Origin of the sequence: Rhodanobacter sp. OR87 (assembly GCF_000473345.1) — a bacterium.
In the GTDB taxonomy this organism is placed as follows: Bacteria; Pseudomonadota; Gammaproteobacteria; order Xanthomonadales; family Rhodanobacteraceae; genus Rhodanobacter; species Rhodanobacter denitrificans.
The window spans coordinates 369,441-392,392 of record NZ_AXBJ01000001.1 but is presented as its reverse complement, the minus strand read 5'-3'; the positions used below and the strand labels follow the sequence as shown (position 1 = coordinate 392,392).

The following is a 22,952-nucleotide window of genomic DNA, read 5'->3' as shown; positions in this document are numbered from 1 at the left end:
ACAGCGCTAAGCCGATGACCAGCCAGATCAATCGCTCGGCCGGCAGACGTCGACGGCGCAGTGACGTCGTGCCAGTCGCTTGCAATGCTTGCTCGATCCAGGCGGCCGGAATGAGCTGGCTGAAACGATCAAACGCGNCGGGAGACAGATCGCCTACCGCATCAAAGTTGGCTTGCAGGGCTGAGATCAAAGCAAGAGGCTCATGGAAAACCATGAGCCTCTTGGGTCGTTCCGGCTTCGTCAATACCTTAACTGACTGGCATTAGGCTCGAAGCCGGCGTTTTCGTGTGAACTTACTTCTTCGGCGGAGGCGGCGGAGGCGGCCGCACCACGATCACGCGGGGCGGATAGTAACCGTAGGGATAACCACCCCAGTACGGGCCGAAGCCCGGACCCCAGAACGGGTCATAGAAGCCCGGCGGGTAATTGACGATGACTGGACGTTTCGGCCACAGGTAGACCACGTCAGCCTCGACGCGCGGGTAGGCGTAGTCGAACTCACCCACCTTCTGCGACACCGTGCCATGCAGCGTGCCGGTGACGGTCAGCTCGCGGCCGCGCACGAACACTTCCGGGTCGTAGAAGCCGTCGCGGCAGGCGACGAAGCGGCCCTGGTTCTCACCGCTGTTGCCGGTTTTCGGGCGTGCCTGGCTGTCCAGCGGGCGCGACAGCAGGTAGAAGCAGGTCTGCTGCGGGCCCGGTTCGGTCTTGATGATCTCGCCGCCCCAGCGCACCCGGGTGCCACCCGCGCCGCCTTGCTGGGCGCTGGTGGTGGAAACGTCGGTATAGGTGCCTTCCAGCGGTTTCGGAATCGTCGCACACCCAGCCAGCAGGGCGAGTGCGGCAGCGAGGGTCAATGGGCGATGCAGGGACATGATGATCTCTCCATACGGGGGTGACGGCCTGCGCCGTCGTGTCGGCTCTTATTTGACCACGTTGACGATACGGAAATCCCGCACCGCGCGCTGGAACGCGCGCAATGGTTCAGTCGGCGGTTCGTCATGGGCATAACGCAGTTCCAGGTAACTCCTCATCAGGCTTGCCAGTTCGTCGCGTTGACCCGGCAGCGCACGGCCGGCGCGGCTCAGGTAATGCTGCGGACCTTCGGCTGGGCGGCGCGCCATGCCCTTGTGTGCCAGCTTCCGCTCCAGCTCGCGCAGCGCGCCGCGCAACGGGTCGCGCGGCTGCCGCCGCAACAATGCCCACGCCAGCCCGATCGCGATGAACAGCACGCTGCTGATCGCCAGCAGCACGCCGAGCGTCGCCGTGTCGGCATCGCGGATGCCGAACGGCGTCAGCAGGCCGCGCTGGCGCAGCGCATCGAAGCCGATAACGCCCTGGTCCCACCAGCGGTTGACGATGTCCCAGCGATTGCGCAGGCCCTGCAGCCAGTCGTTGCGGTACCAGGACAACTGGTCGCCGGCGGCTGCGGCCGCGCCCAACGAAACGCGCTCCGGGCGCACCGCGCCGGTGGGGTCGACGCGCACCCAGCCGCGTCCGGCCAGCCACACCTCGCTCCACGCATGTGCGTCGGAATAGCGCACCAGCAGGTAGTCGCCGAGCTTGTTCCAGTAGCCGCCCTGGTAGCCGGTGACCACCCGCGCTGGGATGCCGGCGGCGCGCATCAGCACGGTGAACGCCGACGAGTAGTGCTCGCAGAAACCCTCGTGGGTGTCGAACAGGAAGTCGTCCACCGAGTCGCGCCCCAGCGGCGCCGGCGCCAGCGTGTAGCGGAAGCCGCCGTCGTGGAACAGATCCAGCGCGGCCTGCACGATCGCGGCGTCGTCGCTACCGTAGCGCTGCCGCCATTGCGCGGCCAGTGCGTGCGTGCGCGGGTTGAAATCCGCCGGCAGGTGCAGGCCGAGCCGGCGCGAGCGCTCGTCCAGATCGGGTTGCAGCCGGTAGCGCACTGCCGAGCGCGCGGCGTAGTCGAGCGGGTCGTTGACCGGCTTGTCGGCCATCACCTCGTGGTCGGCTTGCAGGGTGGCCTGCGCCGGCGCCTGCAGCGGCACGTCCAGCATCGGCAGCACGCGGCGCCGGGTCGGCTGCAGGTTGATCCGGTAGCGGATCGAGGCGGCCGCCTCCAGCGGCGCCGGTGGCTGCGGCGGGGCGTAGCGTGGGTCGAGCCGGCGCCAGCTGCGGCCGTCGAAATTCCACATCACGTAGGCGCGGAAATAACGCTGGTCCGGCGCCGGCGGCGCGCCGTCGAAACTGACCCGCATCGCCGGATGGTCGTCGGTGAGCAGGTCGGTGAAATTGCCCGGCGTCATGCTGTCGCCGAGGCCGGTGCGCGCCTGGTCCTGCGCGGGGGCGCCCCACAGCGGCGAGCTCAGCCGCGGCACCAGCAGGAAGGCCAGCAGGGCCAGCGGCAGCGCCGCGGTGGTCAGCGCCAGCGCCGGCAGCAAGGCCCGCGGCAGGCCGGGCGTCGGCAGCTGCCCGGGTTCCAGCGCGCGCAAAGTGGCCAGCGCCGGCAGCAGGCCCAGCGCGACCACCACGGTGGCAACCAGCCCCTGGTCGAACAGCAGCGCGGTCATCAGCGCGAAGCAGGCGAAGCTGATGCCCACGCGTACGTCGCGCGCGGCCTCGGTTTCCAGCAGCTTCAGGACCAGCAGGCCGACCGCCAGCGCCGCCCCGGGTTCGCGGCCGAAGATGTTGCCGTACTGCACGATCACCGCCAGCGTCAGCAGGACCAGCAGCGGCAGCTTGAGCCAGCGCGGCACCCGGCCGACCCGTTGCCGCCGCTGCCACCAGCGCCAGCCAAGGATTAGCGCCAGTGCGATGCCGAGCCACCACGGCAGGTGCGGCGAGTGCAGGCCCAGCACCAGGGCCATGGTCAGGCTGAGCAGGTCGAACGCGCGGGTGTCGATTGGCCGCTCGCTCGGCGGCCGGGGTGGGCGCGGCGTCATGGCAGCTGCGCCAGCGCGTTCATGCAGCGCGCGTAGTGCAGCGGCCCGCTGCCGCCGGGAATCTCGTGGCCGGGCAGCCACAGGCTGTAGTGGCGGCGCTGGGCCTGGGCCTCGTTGAGCCAGCGCGCCAACCGGGCGATGCGCGCCTCGTGGTCCAGTCCGCCCAGCTGGCGCCAGTCGAGTTGCCATTGTGGATGGCTTTGCGGTTGTTCGAAGTCCTTCACCAGCAGGTTCTCGTGGCGGGCACTGGCCTTCCAGGCGATGTGCCGCTGCGGGTCGCCGGCGCGGTAGTCGCGTAGTGCAGCCAGTTCGTCACCGCGGTGCAGGCGCAGGTGGCGGGCGTCGTCGGCGCGGGCCTGCGGCGGCGGCCCGGCGGCTTCCCCGCGCGGCCACACCAGCACGGGCTGCTCGGGGTGCAGCCAGCTCCATGCGCGGAACAGGCCCAGTGGCCAGGTGCTCCACACCCGCAGGCGCGGCAGCGGCTGCCAGCCGCGCCGTTCAGTGGGCAAGGCCAGCTTCACCAGGGTGCTGGCGTGGCCATCGAGCGCGAACGCCACGGTGCTGTCGCCGAGATCGACGCGGATCGCGTTGCGCGGACGCCGGGAGTCGAACGTAAAGGTGAGTTCGAGCGGCTGGCCGGCGACCGCATGGCCGGCGCGGATGTGGCCCAGGCGCAAACCGTCGAGGCTGCGGAACGCCACCAGCATGCTGGCCGCGCTGGCCGCGCCGAGCAGGCAGGTGAGCAGCAGACCGGCGTTGTTCGCGTAGTTCAGCGCGCCGACCAGCATCACCAGCAGCAGCATGGAGAAGCCGAGGCCGAAGCCGGTCGGCACGATGTAGATGCGCCGCCGGTGCAGTTCGATCGGCAGGCTTTCCGGGCGACGGTAGCGGGTGAGTGCGGGCAGCCGGTGCTCGGCCCATCGTTGCAGGCGCTGCAGCAGGTCGCGCATCAATCCACCGCCACCTCGGCCAGCAGCTGCCGCGCCAGCGTGTCGCCGTTGGCGCCGCGCGTCGGCAGCAGGCGATGCGCGGCCAGCGGCACGAACAGCGCCTGGATGTCTTCCGGCAGCACGTGGCCGCGGCCGCTGAGCAGCGCCCACGCGCGCGCCGCGGCGAGCAGGGCCAGGCCGGCGCGCGGCGACAGGCCCACGCGGATGTCGGCATGGCGCCGGCTGGCGGCGAGCAGCGCCTGCAGGTAGTCGAGCAGGGCGGTGCTGGCGGTGATCGCCTGCGCCTGCCGGTGCAGCGCCAGCAACGCCGCGCCGTCGAGTTGCGGCATCAACTGGGCCAGCAGGTCACGGCGGTCGCTGCCGGTGAGCAGGGCGCGCTCGGCGGTGGCATCCGGGTAGTCCAGCGACAGCCGCAGCATGAAGCGGTCGAGCTGCGAGTCGGGCAGCGGGAAGGTGCCGTTGAGATCCAGCGGATTCTGCGTGGCCACCACGAAGAACGGCTGCGCCAGCGCATGCGTCTGGCCGTCCACGGTGACCTGGCCTTCGGCCATTGCTTCCAGCAGCGCGCTCTGCGTCTTCGGGCTGGCGCGGTTGATCTCGTCGGCCAGCAGCAGGCCGGTGAAGATCGGGCCGGGGTGGAAGCGGAACTGGCCGGTCTCGCGCTCGTACACGCTGACCCCGATGATGTCCGAGGGCAGCAGGTCGCTGGTGAACTGCACGCGCTGGAACTCCAGCGCGAAGGTGGCCGCCAGCGCGTGCGCCAGGGTGGTCTTGCCCACGCCGGGCACGTCTTCCAGCAGCAGGTGGCCGCCGGCGATCAGGCAGGTGAAGGCGAGCTTCACCTGGCGCGGCTTGCCCAGCAGCACGCGGTTGACTTGGGCCATCGCCGCGTCCAGTCGCTGTTGCAGGGATTCGTCGTGGGGCTGGGTCAATGCGGACATGAAGCTCCGTTCCTTGCGAAGGCGGGGGGCTGGAGGCAGTGTAGCGGCCGCTTCAGGGCAACTCGACGCCCGCCGCGCGCAGCAGTTGCGCCAGCGCGATCAGCGGCAGGCCGATCAGCGCGCTGGGGTCGCGGTTGTCGATCGCCTTGAACAGGCTGATGCCGAGGCCCTCGCACTTGAAGCTCCCGGCGCAGTCCAGCGGCTGTTCGCGTTCGACGTAGCGGGCGATCGCCGCCGCGTCCAGTTCGCGGAAGTGCACGCGGGTGTGGTCGACATGGGTGTGCCGGCGGCCGTCGCGGGTATCGAGCAGGCACAGTGCGGTATGGAAATGTACCTCGCGGCCGGAGCTGGCGGCGAGCTGGGTGCGGGCGCGTTCGGCGCTGCCGGGCTTGTCGAGGACCACGCCGTCGAGCGCGGCGACCTGGTCGGAGCCGATCACCAGCGCGTCCGGGTAGTCCCGCGCGACCGCCGCGGCTTTGGCGATCGCCAGGCGCAGGGCGCGAGCCGCGGGAGGCTCGTCCGGCAGCGGGGTCTCGTCGGTGCCGGGTGCGGCCTGTTCGAAATCCGGGAGCAGCCGGCGCAGCAGTTCAGCGCGGTAGTGCGAGGTCGACCCCAGCACGATGCGGGGCGTGGAGCGGGGCGCGATCATGTGTCCGATTCGCGCCGGAGGTGTTCGCGCATCGCGCTGTCGAGGTCGGTCTGGGCCTGGTCGAGGGCCTTCAGCAGCGGCTGCAGGCGGTCGCGGGTGCTGCGCATCGAGGCGGCGGCCTCGTCCAGCTCATGCTGGCTGGCGCGCGGGGAGCGGTCGCGAATCCACAGGCGCTGCTGCAGCAGCGCGCGCAGGCCGGCGTCGATCGCATGCTGCGCATCCTGTTCGCTGGCGGCCGGCAGATCGGGGTTGAGCGACATCACCGCATGAGCCTGCCGCAGGCCGCTGCGGCAGGTCTTCAGGTCGGTTTCCAGCCGGTCGGCGAGGTCGAGCAGGGTCTTGAGGCTGCTGCCGCGCCGTGTCTGGCGCCGACGCAGTAGCAGCGCCGCGGCCACCAAGGCAATCAGCAGCGCCAGCAATACGGCGGCACCGAGCGTCAGATAGGAGTTCAAGGGCGAGGGCTCGGGCGAGGGGATGTTCAGTCTGCCCCATCGGGGCCGGATCAGGCAAAATCAGCGGCGGAGGGAATGGGATGAGGCCGTGTCGGTTGACTTCGCGCCGCTTCGAACCTAACATTTCGCGATTATGTCCGTGACACTGCCAGAGTCCGTGGACGCTTGGCGCATGGTCTCGGCGCGGCGTTCGTTCGAAGGAACGCTACCCATCGCGACCCTGTCCCGCCTGGGCGGGGTGTTGGCGGGCACCGATGGACTGCTGCAGTACGAGCTGGATTTCGGTCGTGACGAGTTGGGCATCAGCTACGTCGACGTTCGCGTGCGGGCATCGCTGGCGCTGGTCTGCCAACGCACGCTGGAGCCGTTCATGCTGCCGGTTGCGGTGGATACGCGGCTCGGCCTGATCCGCCAGGAACGCGACGAGGCTGGCTTGCCGCCGGATTGCGAGCCGCTGCTGGTGGCCGAGGATGGCCGGCTGAATCCGGCGGATGTGATAGAAGACGAATTGCTGCTGGCACTGCCGCTGGTCCCGCTCAACCCGGACGGCAGCCTGCCCGACGACGTGACAGGCCACGAGCCGGATCCTGCCGGCGAGGGGCGTGCCGAAAGTCCGTTCGCGGTGTTGCGCGAACTGAAGAAGTAACCGTCGGCCCGGATCATTCGACCCGGGCACGACGCAACAGATCAACCTGGTTTCAATCATCGAGTTTCAGTTGGAGAACTACCATGGCAGTTGCCAAGAGCCGCCGTACCCCGTCCACCCGCGGCATGCGTCGTGCGCACGACGCGCTGCAGACCGTGCAGCTGTCCACCGATCCGACCAGCGGCGAGGTGCATCAGCGTCACCACGTCACCAAGGACGGCTACTACCGCGGCAAGAAGGTGATCGAGACCAAGGGCGCGGTGTCGGTCGAGGATTGATCGGTTTTCCGGACCCCGCGGGGTTCCCGGATTCCGGTCAGGCGAGACGGCGCGGCAACGCGCCGTTTTGCGTTGATGGATACCTCCGTATGTCGCATCGGGCGGTTGCGTTGGCGCTGCCCAAGGCGTTCAATCCTGCGTTTACGTTGATGGACAGCTGAATGGCCCAGATCTATTCCCGCATCATCGCCACCGGCAGTGCACTGCCGGAGCGCGTGGTAACCAACGCCGATCTGGAAAAGATCGTCGACACCAGTGACGAATGGATCCGCACCCGTACCGGCATCCGCCAGCGGCACATCGCGGCCGAGGGCGAGACCACCGGCGACCTGGCTTTTCGTGCCGCGCAGCAGGCGCTGGAGACGGCCGGCGTCAAGGCGTCCGAACTCGACCTGATCGTGCTCGGCACGACCACGCCGGACATCATCTTCCCGTCCACCGCCTGCCTGGTGCAGCATCGCCTCGGTGCGAACGGCTGCGCCGCGTTCGACGTCAACGCGGCCTGCTCGGGCTTCGTCTACGCGCTCGGCGTGGCCGACAAGTTCATCAAGAGCGGACAGTCGAAGAAGGCGCTGGTGATCGGCGCCGAGACGCTGACCCGGATGGTCGACTGGAACGAGCGCGAGACCTGCGTGCTGTTCGGCGATGGCGCCGGCGCGGTGGTGCTGGAAGCCTCCAGCGAACCGGGCATCTACGCCACCTGCCTGCATGCCGACGGCGGCTACAAGGAACTGCTGTACAACCCGGTCGGCGTGTCGGCCGGCTTCAAGGACGAGCCGGGCCACGGCGTGCGCATCCGCATGGCCGGCCGCGAGGTGTTCAAGGTTGCGGTGAAGACGCTCGACTCGCTGGTCGGCGAGACCCTGCAGGCCGCCGGCATGGACGAGTCGCAGGTGGACTGGCTGATTCCGCATCAGGCCAACCTGCGCATCATCGAGGCGACTGCAAAGCGGCTGAACATGTCGATGGAGCGCGTCATCGTGACGGTCGACAAGCACGCCAACACCTCGTCTGGCTCGGTGCCACTGGCGCTGGACTATGCGGTGCGCTCGGGCAAGGCGCAGCGTGGCCAGAACCTGCTGCTGGAGGCGTTCGGCGGCGGCTTCACCTGGGCCTCGGCGCTGCTGCGCTACTGAGCCACCGCCGTTTCGAGTCGTCCTCCACGATGCCGCCCGCCCGGGCGGCATCGTGTTTTGCATCGCGAAAAACATTGAATACAGCTGCGTATGGGCGGCAATGCTGGCACCATGGCGGTTTTCGTCGACGGGGTCCGCCCATCTCATGAGTTCCGTTTCCGCTTCGCTCGCTTTCGTTTTCCCCGGCCAGGGTTCGCAGTCGGTCGGCATGCTGGCCGAGCTGGACGCGGCGCATGCCGAGGTGCGGGCCACCTTCGAGGAAGCCTCGCAGGGCGCCGGCATCGATCTGTGGAAGCTGAGCGCGCACGGCCCGGAAGATCAGCTCAACCGCACCGAGCACACCCAGCCGGCGCTGCTGGCCGCCAGTGTGGCGGTATGGCGCGTGTGGCAGAAGCTGGGCGGCGCGCAGCCGGCGCAGTTGTCCGGCCACAGCCTGGGCGAGTACAGCGCGCTGGTCTGCGCCGGCGCGTTGTCGCTGCACGACGCGGCAGCGCTGGTGGCCGAGCGTGGTCGGCTGATGCAGGCCGCGGTGCCGGCCGGCACGGGCGCGATGGCGGCAATCCTGGGCGGCGACGACGCGCAGATCGCGCAGGTGTGCGAAGACGCGGCGCAGGGCCAGGTGGTGGCGCCGGCCAACTTCAATTCGCCGGGTCAACTGGTGATCGCCGGCAACGCCGAGGCAGTCGACCGCGCGCTGGCCCGGCTGGCCGAACTGGGCGTGAAGAAGGCGATCAGGCTGGCCGTGTCGGTGCCCTCGCACTGCATGCTGATGCGCGGAGCCGCCGACCGGCTGGGCGAGCGGATGGCCGCGATCGACTGGCAGTTGCCGTCGATCCCGGTGATCCAGAACGCCGAGGCTAAAAGTTACGCCACGCTGGACGGGATCCGCGGCGCGCTGCAGCGCCAGCTGTATCTGCCGGTGCGCTGGACCGAATGTGTGCAGGCGCTGGCCGTCGGCGGCGCCGCACGCATCGCCGAGTGCGGCCCGGGCAAGGTGCTTGCCGGCCTGATCAAGCGCATCGACAAGAGCATCGAGGCGCGCGCGATCGGCGCTCCGGCCGAACTCGACGCCGCCCGCGCCGAATGGGCGTGAGCCCCGATTTTCCGATTCCCGAAGGAACGCTTCCCATGAGCAAACCACTGCAAGGCGAAATCGCGCTGGTCACCGGCGCCAGCCGCGGCATCGGCGCGGCGATCGCGGACGAACTGGCGGCGCTGGGTGCCACCGTGATCGGCACCGCCACCAGCGAAGGTGGCGCCGCCGCGATCGGCGTGCGGCTGGCCGCGCGCGGCGGCCACGGCCGCGTGCTGAACGTCACCGACGGCGCCGCGGTCGAGGGGCTGATCGACGGTATCGCGAAGGAATTTGGCGCGGTCTCGATCCTGGTCAACAACGCCGGCATCACCCGCGACCAGTTGCTGCTGCGGATGAAGGACGAGGACTGGCAGACGATCCTCGACACCAACCTCACCTCGGTCTACCGCACTTCCAAGGCGGTGCTGCGCGGCATGATGAAGGCGCGCAAGGGCCGCATCATCTCGATCGCCTCGGTGATCGGGCTCACCGGCAATCCGGGGCAGTCCAACTACGCCGCGGCGAAGGCCGGCATCATCGCGTTCTCCAAGTCACTGGCGCGCGAGATCGGCAGCCGCGGGATCACCGTCAACGTGGTGGCGCCCGGCTTCATCGACACCGACATGACCCGCGCGCTGCCGGAGGAGTCGAAGCAGGCGCTGCTCGGCCAGATCGCGCTGGGCCGGCTCGGCGAGGCGGTGGACATCGCCAAGGCGGTGGGTTTCCTGGCCTCGCCGGCGGCCGCCTACATCACCGGGGAAACCCTGCACGTCAATGGCGGCATGTACATGCCGTAGCAACGGGAGACGCGGTTGTCGCCAGCGGCTTCGTTTTAGGCGACAATCGCGTTTTCGCGCCGGTCACGGGAGGCTCGCCTCCTCGTCACCGGCCAATCGTGGCGGCCACGCGGTTTAGCCACTACAATGCGCCGGCCTTTCGCGGGCCTCGCGCCGGCACAGACAATCAATTACTCCCTTGAGAGGTATGGGCAACATGAGCACCATCGAAGAGCGCGTCAAGAAAATCGTCGTCGAGCAGCTCGGCGTGAAGGAAGATGAAGTCACGGCGAACGCTTCGTTCGTGGACGATCTGGGCGCAGATTCGCTGGACACGGTGGAGCTGGTGATGGCGCTCGAGGAAGAATTCGAGACCGAGATTCCCGACGAGGACGCCGAAAAGATCACCACCGTGCAGCAGGCCGTCGATTACATCAAGGCCCACTCCAAGGATTGATCGCCACGGAATTGATCGCCGCCGATCGGCCGGCCTGCCTCGCGCAGGTCGATCTGCCTTTGCGGCGGCACCGAACGCTGCGCCATCTTGGCGCAGTTTTCGTTTCTGCAATTTGCAACGTCCGACCCCGTATGGTGAGCGGGATGCCCGCCAGGCACGACCGGACGACGTCTCCGCTCCCCGCGCGGGACGGCTGCCGGCAGCGGCAGATCCACGCAATCACGTAAGGAACATCAGCATGAGCAAGCGACGTGTGGTAGTGACCGGCATGGGCATCATCTCGCCGGTCGGCAACGACATCGCCAGCGCCTGGGATCGTGTGCTCAAGGGCGCCAGCGGCATCGGCCCGGTCACCCACTTCGATACCTCCGCTTATTCCACGCGCATCGCCGGCCAGGTCAGCGGCTTCGATCCGGCCGAGTGGATGCCGCTCAAGGACGTCAAGAAGATGGACCCGTTCATCCACTACGGCGTGGCGGCGGGCACCCAGGCCCTGCGTGATTCCGGGCTGGAAGTGACCGAGGCCAACGCGCCGCGCATCGGCGTGGCGGTCGGCGCCGGCATCGGCGGCCTGTACACGATCGAAGCGACCACGCTGGAGCTGGCGGCGAAGGGTCCGCGCCGGGTCTCGCCGTTCTACGTGCCCAGCTCGATCATCAACATGGTCTCGGGCCAGCTCTCCATCATGTTCGGCCTGAAAGGCCCGAACATCGCCTGCGTCACCGCCTGCACCACCGGCGCGCACAACATCGGCCTGGCCGCGCGGATGATCCAGTACGGCGATGCCGACGCGATGATCGCCGGCGGCGCCGAGTTCGCCACCACCGGCACCGCGATGGCCGGCTTCTGCTCGGCCAAGGCGATGTCCACCCGCAATGACGAGCCGACCCGGGCCAGCCGCCCGTGGGACAAGGACCGCGACGGCTTCGTGCTGTCCGACGGCGCCGGCGTGCTGATGCTGGAGGAGTACGAGCACGCCAAGGCCCGCGGCGCGCGCATCTACGCCGAGCTGGTCGGCTTCGGCATGAGTGGCGACGCGTTCCACATGACCGCGCCGAGCGAGGGCGGCGAAGGCGCAGCACGCTGCATCCAGACCGCGTTGAACGATGCCGGCCTCAATCCGGCCGACGTGCAGTACGTCAATGCGCACGGCACCTCCACGCCACTGGGCGACCTGGGCGAGGTGATGGCGGCGAAGAAGGTGTTCGGCGACCACGCGTACAAGCTGGCGATGAGCTCGACCAAGTCCACCACTGGCCACCTGCTCGGTGCGGCCGGCGGCGTCGAGGCGATCTTCAGCATCCTGGCGCTGCGCGACCAGGTGCTGCCGCCGACGATCAACCTGGACGAGCCCGGCGAAGGCTGCGACCTCGACTTCGTGCCGAACACCGCGCGCGAGGCAAAGGTCGAGGTGGCGATCTCCAACTCGTTCGGTTTCGGCGGCACCAACGGTACGCTGGCGTTCCGTCGCGTCTGACCGATCGATCGGGCGTGACCTGCCATCGCCGTATCCTGGACGGCCGGCGCGACCTGCTCGCGCCGGCCGCTGCATGTCCCGGGCGCTATCCCTGTCTGCTGGAAAGCGTGGTGCATGGCACCGCGCAGTCGCGCCACGACATCCTGTTCGCGTTCCCGCGCGAGCGAATGAGCCTGCATGCCGACGGCGGCCTGCGCGATGATGCAGGTGTGGTGCGCGAAGGGCGCTTCCTCGATGCGCTGGACGCTGCCTGGCAGGCCGAGCGATTGCCGCCGGAAAGCGACGGGTTGCCGTTCCACGGCGGCTGGGTGCTGTTGCTGGCCTACGAACTGGCCGGCGAGATCGAGCCGACACTGAAACTGCGACCGCCGTCGACGCTGCCGCTGGCGCTGGCGGTGCGCTGTCCGGCCGCGGTGATCGTCGATCATGTGCGCAATTGCACGATCCTGGTCGCCGAGGCCGGCTGCGAACATCTGCTCGATGCGCTGGAAGCCGATCTCGCGGCCGTACCGTCGATGCCGCCGCTGCCGGCATTGCGCGACTGGGACGAAGACGCGCCGCAGCAGTTCCTCGACGGCGTGGTGCGCATCCACGAACACCTGCATGCCGGCGACATCTTCCAGGTGAACCTGTCACGTGCCTGGCGCGCGCATTTTGCACAGCCGCCCGTGCCGGCCTCGCTGTACGCGGTGCTGCGCCGGGCCAACCCGGCGCCGTTCGCCGGCCTGCTGCAACAGCCGGGTTGGGCGGTGGCGAGTTCCTCGCCGGAGCGGCTGGTCGAGGTGCGCGGTGGCGTGGCGCAGACCCGGCCGATCGCCGGCACGCGTCCCCGGTTGCCCGGCGACGACGACACGGCGCGCATCCGCGAGCTGAGCGCGCATCCCAAGGAACGCGCCGAGCACGTGATGCTGATCGACCTGGAACGCAACGACCTCGGCCGCGTCTGCGTGCCAGGCACGGTCGAGGTCGACGAGCTGATGGCGGTGGAGAGTTACGCCCACGTTCACCACATCGTCTCCAATGTACGCGGGCGCCTGCGCGCCGGGGTGACGCCGGGTGAGGTGATCGCCGCCACGTTTCCCGGCGGCACCATCACCGGCTGTCCGAAGGTGCGCTGCATGGAAATCATTGCCGCGCTGGAAGACGCGCCGCGTGGCGCTTACACCGGCGCGCTGGGTTATCTCGACCGCAACGGTGAGCTCGACTTGAACATCCTGATCCGCACCCTGACCTTGGCCGGCGATGAAGTGAGCCTGCGTGCCGGTGCCGGCATCGTGGCCGATTCGGTCGCCACCAGCGAACTGGACGAGACCCGCGCCAAGGCGCGCGGACTGCTGCGTGCGCTGGGAGTGCCGGACTCATGACGGCGCGCATGCGGGTCAACGGCGTGGCGACGGCACAGGTATCGGTGCTGGATCGCGGCCTGGCCTATGGCGACGGCCTGTTCGAGAGCATCCGTTTCGTCGGTGCGATCGCGCCACTGTGGCCGCGGCACATGCAGCGACTGGCCGAAGGCTGCGCGCGCCTGCGCATCCCGGCGCCCGATCCGGCGCAGCTGTGGCGCGAGGCGCTGGAAGTCAGTCGCGACATGCCGGCCGCGGTACTGCGCATCACCGTTACCCGCGGCCCGGGCGAACGCGGCTACGCCCTGCCAGCCGCGCCGCAACCGACGCGAGTGGTCGCCGCGTTCGCGCCGCCGCCGGTCGCCGCCGAGGTCTATGCGCAAGGCGTGCGCATGCGCGTGTGCAGCATCCGCCTGGCGGAGCAGCCGCTGCTGGCCGGCATCAAGCACCTGAACCGGCTGGAGCAGGTGCTCGCACGCGCCGAATGGAACGATCCGGCGATTGCCGAAGGTCTGTTGCTCGATAGCCACGGGCGGGTGATTTCGGCGACCATGGCCAATCTGTTCGCGCTGGTCGACGGCCAATGGCTGACCCCGGCGCTGGACCGTTGCGGCGTGGCCGGGGTGGCGCGCGCCGAGGTGCTGGCAGCCTGTCCGCAGGTGCGGGTCGGCGAGCTGGCGCTGGATACGTTGCTGGGTGCCGGCGAGGTGTTCCTGAGTTCGAGCGTGCGCGGCATTGTGCCGGTGCGTTCGCTGGATGGCCGCAGCTATGCGCCGGGGACGACGACCCGTCGCTTGCAGCAGCATTGGCGCGACCTGGGGTTTTCGATGGAGCAGGGCGGATGAGCGACCAACCGGTGCGCAGGCGCGCATGGCCACGGCGACTGTTGCTGATCATGCTGCTGGCGGTGGCCGGCGTGCTGGTCTACGGCTGGAACGACTACGCCCGCTTCGGCAGCGCGCCGCTGAACGTGGCGGCGCAGGGCGACAGCATCGACGTCGGCCGCGGCAGCAGCTTCAAGGCCATCGTCGTCGAATTGCGCCAGCGCGGATTCAGCACCGCCAACCCGTGGTACTGGCGCCTGCTGGCCGAGCAGATGCACGTGGCCGGCAAGCTGCATGCCGGCGAATACGCGCTGGAACCCGGCATCACCCCACGCCAGCTGCTGGCGAACATGGCCGCCGGCCGGGTGTTGCAGCGCAATTTCACCATCGTCGACGGCTGGACCTTCGCCGAACTGCGCCAGGCGCTGGCCAGGGCCGAGAAGTTGAACCACGACAGCGCCGCGCTGGACGATGCCGCGATCATGCGGAAGATCGGTGCCGGCGGCGAAGCGCCGGAAGGCCGTTTCCTGCCCGAGACCTACGCCTACGTGAAGGGCGACGGCGACCTGGACATCCTCAGGCGCGCGCATGCCGCAATGGCGAAGACGCTCGATGAACTGTGGGCGGGACGCGCGCAGGGCTTGCCGCTGGCCTCGCCGTACGAGGCGCTGATCCTGGCTTCGATCGTGGAGAAGGAAACCGGCCGACCGAACGAGCGCGCACAGATCGCCGGCGTGTTCGTGCGGCGCCTGCAGAACCACATGCTGCTGCAGACCGACCCCAGCGTGATCTACGGCATGGGCGCGAGCTACGCCGGCAACATCCGCAAGAGCGATCTCACCGCGGACACGCCGTACAACACCTATACCCGCGCCGGCCTGCCACCGACGCCGATCGCGTTGCCGGGCAGGCCGGCGCTGGCGGCCGCCTTGCACCCGGCCGCCGGCGATGCGCTGTACTTCGTGGCGCGTGGCGACGGCGGCCACGTGTTCGCCCGCACGCTGGAGGAACACAATCGCAACGTCGACTGCTACCAGCGGAAGCGTTGCCGATGACGGCCCCGCGCGGGAAATTCATCAGCCTCGAAGGCGGCGAGGGCGCCGGCAAGAGCACCTTGCTGGCCGGCCTGCGCGAGCACATCGAACGGCACGGCATCGCGCTGGTGCAGACGCGCGAGCCCGGCGGCACCGCCGTGGGCGAAGCGGTGCGCGCGATCGTGCTCGATCCGGCCCTGCATGGACTGGCTGCCGAGACCGAATTGCTGCTGATGTTCGCCTCGCGCGCCCAGCTGGTGCGCGAAGTGATCGAGCCGGCCTTGAGCACGGGCCAGTGGGTGCTGTGCGATCGTTTTGCCGACGCCAGCTATGCCTACCAGGGCGGCGGCCGCGGCCAGCCGGCGCCGCGCATCGCGGAGCTGGAGCGCTGGGCCTGTGACGGCGTGAAGCCCGACCTGACCTTGCTGCTCGATCTGCCGGTGGCGACCGGCCGTGCGCGCGCCGCCGGCCGCGGCGACGCAGACCGCATCGAGGTCGAGGCCGATGCATTTTTCGAACGGGTGCGCGCGAGTTATCGCGAGCGCGCCGCGGCCGAGCCGCAGCGTTTCCGGGTGATCGACGCCAGCCAGTCGCCTGCTGCCGTCCTGCGCGCCGCGACGCAGGCGCTGGCGGCACTGCTTGGAGAAGCGCAGGCATGAACGGATTGCCCTGGCATGCCGAACACTGGACGCGGCTGCAGGCGCGCCGCCAGCGCGATGCGCTGCCGCACGCCTTGCTGCTGTGCGGTGCCGCCGGCCTGGGCAAGCGCGCGTTCGCGCAGCGCTTCGTGCAGGGACTGCTGTGCACCGAACCGGTGGATGGCGACGCCTGCGGGCATTGCCGCAGTTGCCTGCTGCTGGCCGCCGGCTCGCACCCGGACGTCGTGACGCTCGGCTTCGGGCTGCGCAAGGACGGCGTGCAGCGCAGCGAGATCGTGGTCGACCAGATCCGCGAGCTGTCGGCGCGGCTGGCCATGGCCAGCCAGTTCGGCGGCTGGCAGGTGGCGCTCATCGACCCCGCCGACGCGATGAATCCCGCCGCCGCCAATGCGCTGCTGAAGACACTGGAGGAGCCGGCCGCGCAGACCATGCTGATCCTGCTGGCCGATGCGCCGTGGCGTCTGCCGCAGACCATTCGCAGCCGCTGCCAGCGGATCGAGTTCCAGCTGCCCGCCACCGCCGATGCGCTGGCCTGGCTGCAGGCCGAAGGCGTGCGCGATGCGGCGGGCGCACTCGCCGCGGCTGGCGGCAATCCCGGCCTGGCCAAGGCCTGGGCCGGGGAAGGCGCGCTGGAGCGGCGGCAGGAAGTTCGCCGGGATCTGGCCGCGCTGGCCGCCGGCCGCGGCCAGCCGACCGAAGTGGTCAGGCGCTGGCTGGACAGCGAACCGGCACAGCGACTGTGGTTTGCCGCCCAGGCCGCTGCCGACGAGATCAAGGCGCGCTCGGCGCAAGGCGCGGGGCCGCTGGCCAGCGCGATGGACGTCGAGGCGCTCGGTCACTGGTACGACGCGGCCAATCGCACCCGCGAGGGTCTGCGCGGCCCGTTGCGCGCCGACCTGCTGCTGCTGGAACTGCTGGCGCAGTGGCGGTGAGCAGAACCGGCGCCTGCGCACCGTCGGCTGCGGCGAACGGATTGCCGGCATTTTCCGCGCAGACCCGCTTGCTGGTGGTGGCGCCGCATCCGGATGACGAGACCATCGCGACCGGGCTGCTGATCCAGCAGGTGCGGGCGGCCGGCGGCGCGGTGCGGATCCTGTTGCTGACCGAAGGCGACAACAACCCGTGGCCGCAGCGCTGGCTGGAACGGCGTGTGCGTATCGACCGCGCCGACCGGCTGCGCTGGGGGCACCGTCGCCACGCGGAGATGCTGCAGGCGCTGGCGTGCCTGGGCATGCCGGCGTCGGCGTTGCAGTCGCTGGGCTGGCCGGATCTCGGCCTCACCGACCAACTGCTGCAGTCGTGCGGCGCCTCGGTATCGGCGCTGGTGGCGGCGATCGGCCAGTTCGGCCCCAGCCTGGTGGTGGCACCGGCGCTGGCCGACCGCCACCCCGATCACGCCGCGGCGCATGTGCTGACACGGCTGGCGCTGGCGGAACAGGCCGATCCGCCGCCATTGTTGAATTATCTGGTGCATGGTCGCGGCGGCGACGGCAAGGTTGTCGAGATCCACGGCACGGCGCAGCAGTCGGCGGGCAAGCGCGCGGCGCTGGCCGCACATCGCAGCCAGATGGCGCTGAGCGGCAGGCGCCTGCTGCGCCTGGCCGCCCGCCCCGAGTGCCATGCCGGGTTGCCGACGCTGCTGCCCGCGTTGCCTTGGCAACCACCCCGCTGGCTGCGGCCGTGGCTGCGGCTCAGCGTGGTTGGTGCGGCCGGCGCGCGCAGCTGGCGCTGGCGTGATGCCCCGTTGCGGTGCGACCGCAGCGGCAGCTTCCGCCTGGCGGTGCCGGCGGGGATCGGCACGGGGCCGTGTTTCGTGCGCCTGGCGCTGACCGTGCGGTCGCCCTGGATTTTCGACCACTGGGGCTGGTGCGAACTGTCCGGCTGTGCCGATCCGGCTCTTGCGCAGGCGGTTTGACCGGGCTAGTTTCGCGCCGGGGGGACTGGGTGCGGCACGGGCCGTCGCCGTGTTTCGTTCGGCAATCGCCCGAGCGCATCCACACTGATCGACGACTCGTCCGAATCAAGGCAGCAGCGGCTGAATCCGCCTATCTGGCTGGCCACGGGAATGCATACACCGGATCAGAACGCGATGCAGATCGACGCCGTCGCGATGGCCACGCCCAGCGAGAGCTTCTACGCCGCGCTGTCCGAGATCGGCCAGTTGCTGATGCGCTCGCTGGAGCCGCCGATGCTGTACGAGGCGGTGATCGAGGTACTCGAACGGCGAATCGGTGCGCGGCTGGTGATGGTCGGCGAACTGCAGGGCGGCCAGTGGCGACGCATCGCGCCGGCGCGGACGGCGCCGGGCGTGGCCGACGTCTACCCCGAGCGCCTGCCGTTCGCGCTGGCACGGCCGGCGTTCTGGCGGGGCGAGCCGCAGCTGGAGTCGGACGTCCGCCAGCTCGAGGGCCTGGAGGCGCTGCGTCCGGCCTATGTGCGCCATGGTGTACGCGCCGTGGCGGCCGTACCGGTGCTGAAATTCGGCGAGGTCTGCGCGGCGCTGGTGATAAGAGCCGGGGACGCCGATTTTTTCTCGGCGCCGATGATCGAGCTGCTGCGGCAGGCAGCGGCGAGCATCGGGCTGGGGCTGGAGGCCTGCGAGCAGCGCGCGCGGTTGCTGCAGTCGGTGCGGGACGAGGCGCGCCAGCGCCGCGTGCTGCGGCTGTTCAGCGAGATGGTCAAGCTGGTTACGCACAGCGCGGACGAGCCGTCGCTGCTGGCGGGTGCCTGCCGTGTGGCGCGAGGCATCGGCGGCTACCGTACGGCCTGGATCGGCCTGTGCGAGGAGGGCGATCCGGCGGCCTTGCGCGTACGGGCACAGGAAGGCCTGGCAGATGATGTGACGGGTGCCCGTTTCGTCCCGGCCGAGCATGCGCACGCCGGCGATGCCGTGGCGCGTGCGCTGTCCACCGGCGAGGCGCAGGTCGGCCACGCGGCGGGAGCGGACCGGCCGGAGTGGGCGCCCGGGGAGGGACCCTCCGGCATGCGCACGCTGCTGGCGTTGCCGCTGCGGACGGGCGGAGCGGTGGTGGGCTGCTTCGTCATCGGCGCGGACGAGGTCGATGCCTTCGGCGCGATCGAGATCCGGGTCTTTGCGGAGATGGCGGTCGAGCTGGGGCTGGGCATCCAGATGCAGAACGCCCAGGCGGCCCGGCTGGCGGCAGAGCGGGATCTGCGCTTCGGCCTGCAGTACTTCCGCACCATCCTGTCCCGACAGCACGCCGGCATCGTGGTGATGTCCGAAGGCCGTCGGGTGAGCTTTGCCAACGAGGCGTTCTGCACGCTGTTCGGTCTGGCCGAGACGCCGGCGGAACTGGAAGGCCTGCCGGCGGAAGCGTTCTACGAGCGCCTGCGGCAGGCCTGCGCCGACCCCGAGCGCGAGTGGCGCCGGATCCAGGAGATCCTGGCCCGGGACGAGCCGGTCGAGGGCGACGAGGTGGTGATGAAGGACGGACGCACCTTCCTGCGCGATTTCACCCCGATCCGGATCGATGGCGTGCTGCAGGGGCGGCTGTGGCACCAGCGCGACGTCACCGGGCAGAAGATGCACGAGGCGCGGGTCGAGCGGCTGGCCTTCTACGACGTGGTCACCGGCCTGCCGAACCGGCGGCTGCTGTTCGATCTGCTGGAGCAGGCGCGCGCGCGGGCCACGGAGCAGGGCGCGCTGCTGGCGGTCGGCGTGCTCGATCTGGACCGCTTCAAGAGCGTCAACGACACGATCGGCCACGGCGGCGGCGACTGCGTGCTGGCGGAAGCCTCGGCGCGGATTCTGGGCATGCTGCGCGAGGCCGACGTGCTGGCCCGTTTCGGCGGCGACGAATTCGCGCTGGTGATCGCCGGCCTGGACAGCCGCGAACAGCTCGACGTGATCAGTCGCTGCATCCTGCAGGCGCTGCGGGCGCCGTTCAACCTGATGGGCGAGCAACTGTACCTGTCCGCCAGCGTGGGCTGGACGCTGTTCCCGCTGGACGCGTCGGATGCGGAGGGCCTGGTGCGGCACGCGGACCTGGCGATGTACGCGGCGAAGGAAGAGGGCAAGGACCGCGGTTCGCTCTACGAGCCAGCGATGGAGCTGGAGCAACTGCGACTGCAGGCGATGCGCGAGCGGATCGCCCAGGCCTTGCAGCGGTCGCACCTGCAACTGCTGTTTCAGCCGATCGTGTACATCGACGGTTTGCCGGGGTTGCACGGCGTGGCCGGGATGGAGGCGCTGCTGCGCCTGGGTGACACCGACGAACTGATCGAACCGGCAAAGTTCATGCATGTGCTGGACGATCCGCAGCTGGCCCGGCCGATCGGCCGCTACGTGCTGGACGAGGCGCTGCGCTGCTGCCAGTCGTGGATGCGTGCGGGCATCTCGATCCCGGTCTCGATCAACATCAGCACTCGCCACCTGCTGCACCCGGCGTTCTTCATCGACATCGACGCGGTGCTGGAGAATTACCCGGGCGTGATGGACGTCGGTTTCGGCATCGAGGTGACCGAAACCGGCCCGTCGATGGATCATGCGCGCGCCAAGGTCGTCATCGAGGAGTGCCGCCGGCGCGGCATCCGTGTCGGCCTGGACGATTTCGGCACCGGCAGCGCCTCGCTGAGCCACATCCAGAAGCTCGACATCGAGCACATCAAGCTCGACCAGAGTTTCGTGCGCGACATCCTCGACGACGAGCGCAACATGGCGATCGCGGCCGGGGTGATCACCACCGCGCGCATGCTGGCCAAGACGGTGATCGCCGAGGGCGTCGAGACGGCGGAGCAGGGCGACCTGCTGGCTTCGCTGGGCTGCCATCAGTTGCAGGGTTTCTCGATCTCCCGGCCGATGCCGGCCGAGGCGGTGCCGGCGTGGGTCGCCGGCTGGGTGCCGCCGGCATCGTGGGGCAGCCTGGTCAGCGAGCGCCAGTCGCTGCTGGCCAGTCAGACGGACGGGGCCTGAACGTGTTGCGCGTCATGGCTGCAGCAGGGCGGATGCCGCAGCAGTGGTGCGGGCGGATCACAACATCTAAGATCCGGCTCATCGATCGGGCGATCTGCACGTCCGGCAGGAGCCAAGCATGAAACCCATGACGGCCCGGCAGGGCATCATCTCGCTGAAAATCAAGGATGCGGCCTCGCTGTACAACGCCTACATGCCGTTCCTCAAGCATGGCGGGCTGTTTGCGGCGACGTCGCAGTCCTATGCGCTGGGCGACGAGGTCGTGCTGTTGGTGACGCTGGCCGAGGAGACCGAGCGCCTGTCGGTGGTCGGCAAGGTGGTCTGGATCAGTCCGGTTGGGGCACAGGGCAACCGCACCGCCGGCATCGGCATCCATTTCAACGAGTCGGGCGATGCCGAGGCGGCCCGCAGCCGGATCGAGAACATCCTTGCCGGTACGCTCAACTCCGAGCGCCCCACCCACACCATGTGATGCGGTGTCACGCAGACATCACCCGATCGCGGCGTCAATTCGCACCCGAGCGGCGGTCAAGGCTTGTTGTGCTCCTGCGCACTGATACAATGGCGAGATTCGCGAATTCACCTCGCGAAACGTCGGACGCGCGCGGCTACCTGGCCTGCGGGCGGGGTTTGCAGCCCATGGCCATGCCGGCCTGCCGAATCGAAATCGCCGGACCGCGGGTTGCCCATCCCGATTCCCACGGTCACTGATGCGCCATTGGCGCGGAGGTAGGTTGCATCATGCTTGCCGAATACTGGCCCGTCCTGTTGTTCATCGGCGTCGCTGCCGGGCTTGGCCTGGTGCTGCTGGCCATCGGCCTGCTGGCCGGTCCGCGCCGCCCCGAGGCCGAGAAGCTCTCGCCCTACGAGTGCGGCTTCGAGGCGTTCGAGGACGCCCGCATGCGCTTCGACGTGCGTTATTACCTGCTCGCCATCCTGTTCATCATCTTCGATTTGGAAATCGCCTTCCTGTTTCCGTGGGCCGTGGTGTTCCAGCAGATCGGCATGGTTGCGCTGATCGAGATGGCGCTGTTCCTGCTGCTGCTGGTCGTCGGTTTCGCCTACGTGTGGAAGAAGGGAGCACTCGAATGGGAGTGATGGATTCCGTCAGCCGGGTGATGCACAACCCGGAACCGCTGAACCTGGTCGACGACATCCTGCGGCCAGCCGGCGACAACCCGGTCGTGCAACGCGGTTTCGCCACCACCAGCATCGACGCGCTGATGAACTGGGCACGCACCGGCTCGATGTGGCCGATGACCTTCGGCCTGGCCTGCTGCGCGGTGGAGATGATGCACGCCGGCATGTCGCGGCTGGACCTGGACCGCTACGGCGTGATCTTCCGACCCAGCCCGCGCCAGTCCGACGTGATGATCGTGGCCGGTACCCTGGTCAACAAGATGGCCCCGGCGCTGCGCAAGGTCTACGACCAGATGCCCGAGCCGAAATGGGTGATCTCGATGGGCAGCTGCGCCAACGGCGGCGGCTACTACCACTATTCCTACTCGGTGGTGCGCGGCTGCGACCGCATTGTGCCGGTGGACATCTACGTGCCGGGCTGCCCGCCCACGGCCGAAGCGCTGATCCACGGCATCCTGCAGTTGCAGAAGAAGATCCGCCGCACCAGCACCATCGCGCGCTCTTAATGGCACGTTTCTGAAGGCGCAGTCCATGACCGACACTCCAAAGACCTCGCTGGCCGGGCAGCTCGCCGCGCGATTCGGCGACACGCTGGCCATCAGCACCGTGCGCAACGAGACCATCGCCGAACTGGCTGCCGCCGACCTGCTCGCCGTGGCCGCCGCGCTGCGCGACGAGCCGGCGTTCCGCTTCAGCGAACTGATCGACCTGTGCGGCATCGACTATCTCGGCTACGGCCAGGTGGAGTGGGATACCGAGACCGTCACCGGCACCGGTTTCTCGCGCGGCGTGGAAGGCCAGGCACAGGGGCGCTTCGACTGGGCCGGGCGCCCGCGCGGCGAGAGCCCGCCGCGCCGCTTCGCGGCGGTGATCCAGCTGCTGTCGATCGAGCACAACCGCCGCCTGCGCCTGCGCGTGTTCTGCGCGGACGACAGCCTGCCGCTGGTGCCATCGCTGACCGCGGTGTGGCCGGGCGTGAACTGGTTCGAGCGCGAGGCGTTCGACCTGTACGGCATCATCTTCGACGGGCACCACGATCTGCGCCGCATCCTCACCGACTACGGCTTCGTCGGCCACCCGTTCCGCAAGGACTTCCCGCTGATCGGCAACGTCGAGGTGCGCTACGACCCCGAGCAGAAGCGGGTGATCTACGAGCCGGTGTCGATCGAGCCGCGCGTGCTGGTGCCGCGCACCATCCGCGACGACGCCGACCTGATGCAGGCCAAGGCCGAAGCCGCCGACCACTGGCGGGAGAACTAGCATGTCTCGACTGACG

The 22,952-nt window shown here is 69.2% G+C and carries 25 protein-coding genes; 18 read left to right on the top strand and 7 right to left on the bottom strand.

Annotated elements, in window-relative coordinates; genetic code table 11:
* The 7 genes from RHOOR87_RS19685 to RHOOR87_RS0101700 form a co-directional block, all read right to left on the bottom strand.
* On the bottom strand, window positions 1-214 hold a 214-nt coding region (locus RHOOR87_RS19685; protein ID WP_027484034.1), incomplete at its 3' end, for a transposase domain-containing protein.
* Between the two features lie 79 nt (window positions 215-293).
* A complete protein-coding gene (locus RHOOR87_RS0101725) occupies window positions 294-875 on the bottom strand; it encodes a Slp family lipoprotein (RefSeq protein ID WP_015447397.1) in 582 nt (193 codons plus the stop codon).
* Between the two features lie 48 nt (window positions 876-923).
* Window positions 924-2,906, bottom strand: coding sequence for a DUF3488 and transglutaminase-like domain-containing protein (locus tag RHOOR87_RS0101720; RefSeq protein ID WP_015447398.1), 1,983 nt, complete (start codon window positions 2,904-2,906; stop codon window positions 924-926).
* A complete protein-coding gene (locus tag RHOOR87_RS0101715) occupies window positions 2,903-3,856 on the bottom strand; it encodes a DUF58 domain-containing protein (RefSeq protein WP_015447399.1) in 954 nt (317 codons plus the stop codon). Before RHOOR87_RS0101715 ends, RHOOR87_RS0101720 begins: the two co-directional genes overlap by 4 nt.
* Window positions 3,856-4,797, bottom strand: coding sequence for an AAA family ATPase (locus RHOOR87_RS0101710; protein ID WP_007513161.1), 942 nt, complete (start codon window positions 4,795-4,797; stop codon window positions 3,856-3,858). The genes RHOOR87_RS0101715 and RHOOR87_RS0101710 overlap by 1 nt, the downstream gene beginning before the upstream one ends.
* Window positions 4,798-4,849: 52 nt before the next feature.
* Window positions 4,850-5,446 (bottom strand): Maf family protein, encoded by a 597-nt coding sequence (locus RHOOR87_RS0101705; protein ID WP_015447400.1) that lies wholly within the window; start codon window positions 5,444-5,446, stop codon window positions 4,850-4,852.
* Window positions 5,443-5,898, bottom strand: a complete 456-nt coding sequence (locus tag RHOOR87_RS0101700) for a hypothetical protein (protein WP_007513166.1) — start codon at window positions 5,896-5,898, stop codon at window positions 5,443-5,445. Before RHOOR87_RS0101700 ends, RHOOR87_RS0101705 begins: the two co-directional genes overlap by 4 nt.
* 172 nt (window positions 5,899-6,070) lie before the next feature.
* Between RHOOR87_RS0101700 and RHOOR87_RS0101695 the strand changes: the two genes are divergently transcribed.
* The 18 genes from RHOOR87_RS0101695 (at window position 6,071) to RHOOR87_RS0101610 (ending at window position 22,936) form a co-directional block, all read left to right on the top strand.
* On the top strand, window positions 6,071-6,544 hold the full coding sequence (locus RHOOR87_RS0101695; RefSeq protein ID WP_027484033.1) for a YceD family protein: 474 nt from the start codon (window positions 6,071-6,073) through the stop codon (window positions 6,542-6,544).
* Window positions 6,545-6,627: 83 nt separating this feature from the next.
* Entirely contained in the window at window positions 6,628-6,822 is a 195-nt protein-coding gene (gene rpmF / locus RHOOR87_RS0101690) for a 50S ribosomal protein L32 (protein WP_015447402.1), read from the top strand.
* Window positions 6,823-6,983: 161 nt separating this feature from the next.
* Entirely contained in the window at window positions 6,984-7,958 is a 975-nt protein-coding gene (locus tag RHOOR87_RS0101685; protein WP_007513173.1) for a beta-ketoacyl-ACP synthase III, read from the top strand.
* Window positions 7,959-8,103: 145 nt separating this feature from the next.
* Entirely contained in the window at window positions 8,104-9,051 is a 948-nt protein-coding gene (fabD, locus tag RHOOR87_RS0101680; RefSeq protein ID WP_015447403.1) for an ACP S-malonyltransferase, read from the top strand.
* 35 nt (window positions 9,052-9,086) lie between these two features.
* On the top strand, window positions 9,087-9,830 hold the full coding sequence (gene fabG / locus RHOOR87_RS0101675; RefSeq protein ID WP_027484032.1) for a 3-oxoacyl-ACP reductase FabG: 744 nt from the start codon (window positions 9,087-9,089) through the stop codon (window positions 9,828-9,830).
* Between the two features lie 196 nt (window positions 9,831-10,026).
* Window positions 10,027-10,266: an acyl carrier protein gene (acpP, locus tag RHOOR87_RS0101670; protein ID WP_007513179.1), complete on the top strand. Its 240-nt coding sequence runs from the start codon at window positions 10,027-10,029 to the stop codon at window positions 10,264-10,266.
* Window positions 10,267-10,504: 238 nt separating this feature from the next.
* Window positions 10,505-11,743: a beta-ketoacyl-ACP synthase II gene (gene fabF, locus RHOOR87_RS0101665; RefSeq protein ID WP_007513180.1), complete on the top strand. Its 1,239-nt coding sequence runs from the start codon at window positions 10,505-10,507 to the stop codon at window positions 11,741-11,743.
* A 14-nt stretch (window positions 11,744-11,757) separates the two neighbouring features.
* Window positions 11,758-13,107 (top strand): aminodeoxychorismate synthase component I, encoded by a 1,350-nt coding sequence (locus RHOOR87_RS0101660; protein ID WP_027484031.1) that lies wholly within the window; start codon window positions 11,758-11,760, stop codon window positions 13,105-13,107.
* Entirely contained in the window at window positions 13,104-13,931 is an 828-nt protein-coding gene (gene pabC / locus RHOOR87_RS0101655) for an aminodeoxychorismate lyase (protein ID WP_027484030.1), read from the top strand. Before RHOOR87_RS0101660 ends, pabC begins: the two co-directional genes overlap by 4 nt.
* Window positions 13,928-14,965 (top strand): endolytic transglycosylase MltG, encoded by a 1,038-nt coding sequence (mltG, locus tag RHOOR87_RS0101650; protein WP_007513183.1) that lies wholly within the window; start codon window positions 13,928-13,930, stop codon window positions 14,963-14,965. Before pabC ends, mltG begins: the two co-directional genes overlap by 4 nt.
* The gene (gene tmk / locus RHOOR87_RS0101645; protein WP_015447407.1) at window positions 14,962-15,603 is read left to right on the top strand and encodes a dTMP kinase; all 642 of its coding nucleotides are present in this window, start codon (window positions 14,962-14,964) and stop codon (window positions 15,601-15,603) included. The genes mltG and tmk overlap by 4 nt, the downstream gene beginning before the upstream one ends.
* Window positions 15,600-16,535: a DNA polymerase III subunit delta' gene (gene holB, locus RHOOR87_RS0101640; RefSeq protein ID WP_015447408.1), complete on the top strand. Its 936-nt coding sequence runs from the start codon at window positions 15,600-15,602 to the stop codon at window positions 16,533-16,535. Before tmk ends, holB begins: the two co-directional genes overlap by 4 nt.
* Window positions 16,526-17,518: a PIG-L family deacetylase gene (locus RHOOR87_RS0101635; RefSeq protein WP_015447409.1), complete on the top strand. Its 993-nt coding sequence runs from the start codon at window positions 16,526-16,528 to the stop codon at window positions 17,516-17,518. The genes holB and RHOOR87_RS0101635 overlap by 10 nt, the downstream gene beginning before the upstream one ends.
* A 150-nt stretch (window positions 17,519-17,668) precedes the next feature.
* Window positions 17,669-20,536, top strand: coding sequence for an EAL domain-containing protein (locus tag RHOOR87_RS0101630; RefSeq protein WP_231381695.1), 2,868 nt, complete (start codon window positions 17,669-17,671; stop codon window positions 20,534-20,536).
* Window positions 20,537-20,654: 118 nt separating this feature from the next.
* Window positions 20,655-21,008, top strand: a complete 354-nt coding sequence (locus tag RHOOR87_RS0101625; protein ID WP_027484029.1) for a PilZ domain-containing protein — start codon at window positions 20,655-20,657, stop codon at window positions 21,006-21,008.
* A 269-nt stretch (window positions 21,009-21,277) separates the two neighbouring features.
* Window positions 21,278-21,634 (top strand): NADH-quinone oxidoreductase subunit A, encoded by a 357-nt coding sequence (locus RHOOR87_RS0101620; RefSeq protein ID WP_007513192.1) that lies wholly within the window; start codon window positions 21,278-21,280, stop codon window positions 21,632-21,634.
* Window positions 21,625-22,182, top strand: a complete 558-nt coding sequence (locus RHOOR87_RS0101615) for an NADH-quinone oxidoreductase subunit B (protein WP_007513194.1) — start codon at window positions 21,625-21,627, stop codon at window positions 22,180-22,182. The genes RHOOR87_RS0101620 and RHOOR87_RS0101615 overlap by 10 nt, the downstream gene beginning before the upstream one ends.
* Window positions 22,183-22,207: 25 nt before the next feature.
* Window positions 22,208-22,936 (top strand): NADH-quinone oxidoreductase subunit C, encoded by a 729-nt coding sequence (locus RHOOR87_RS0101610; RefSeq protein WP_007513196.1) that lies wholly within the window; start codon window positions 22,208-22,210, stop codon window positions 22,934-22,936.
* The last annotated feature ends 16 nt before the right edge of the window (window positions 22,937-22,952 follow it).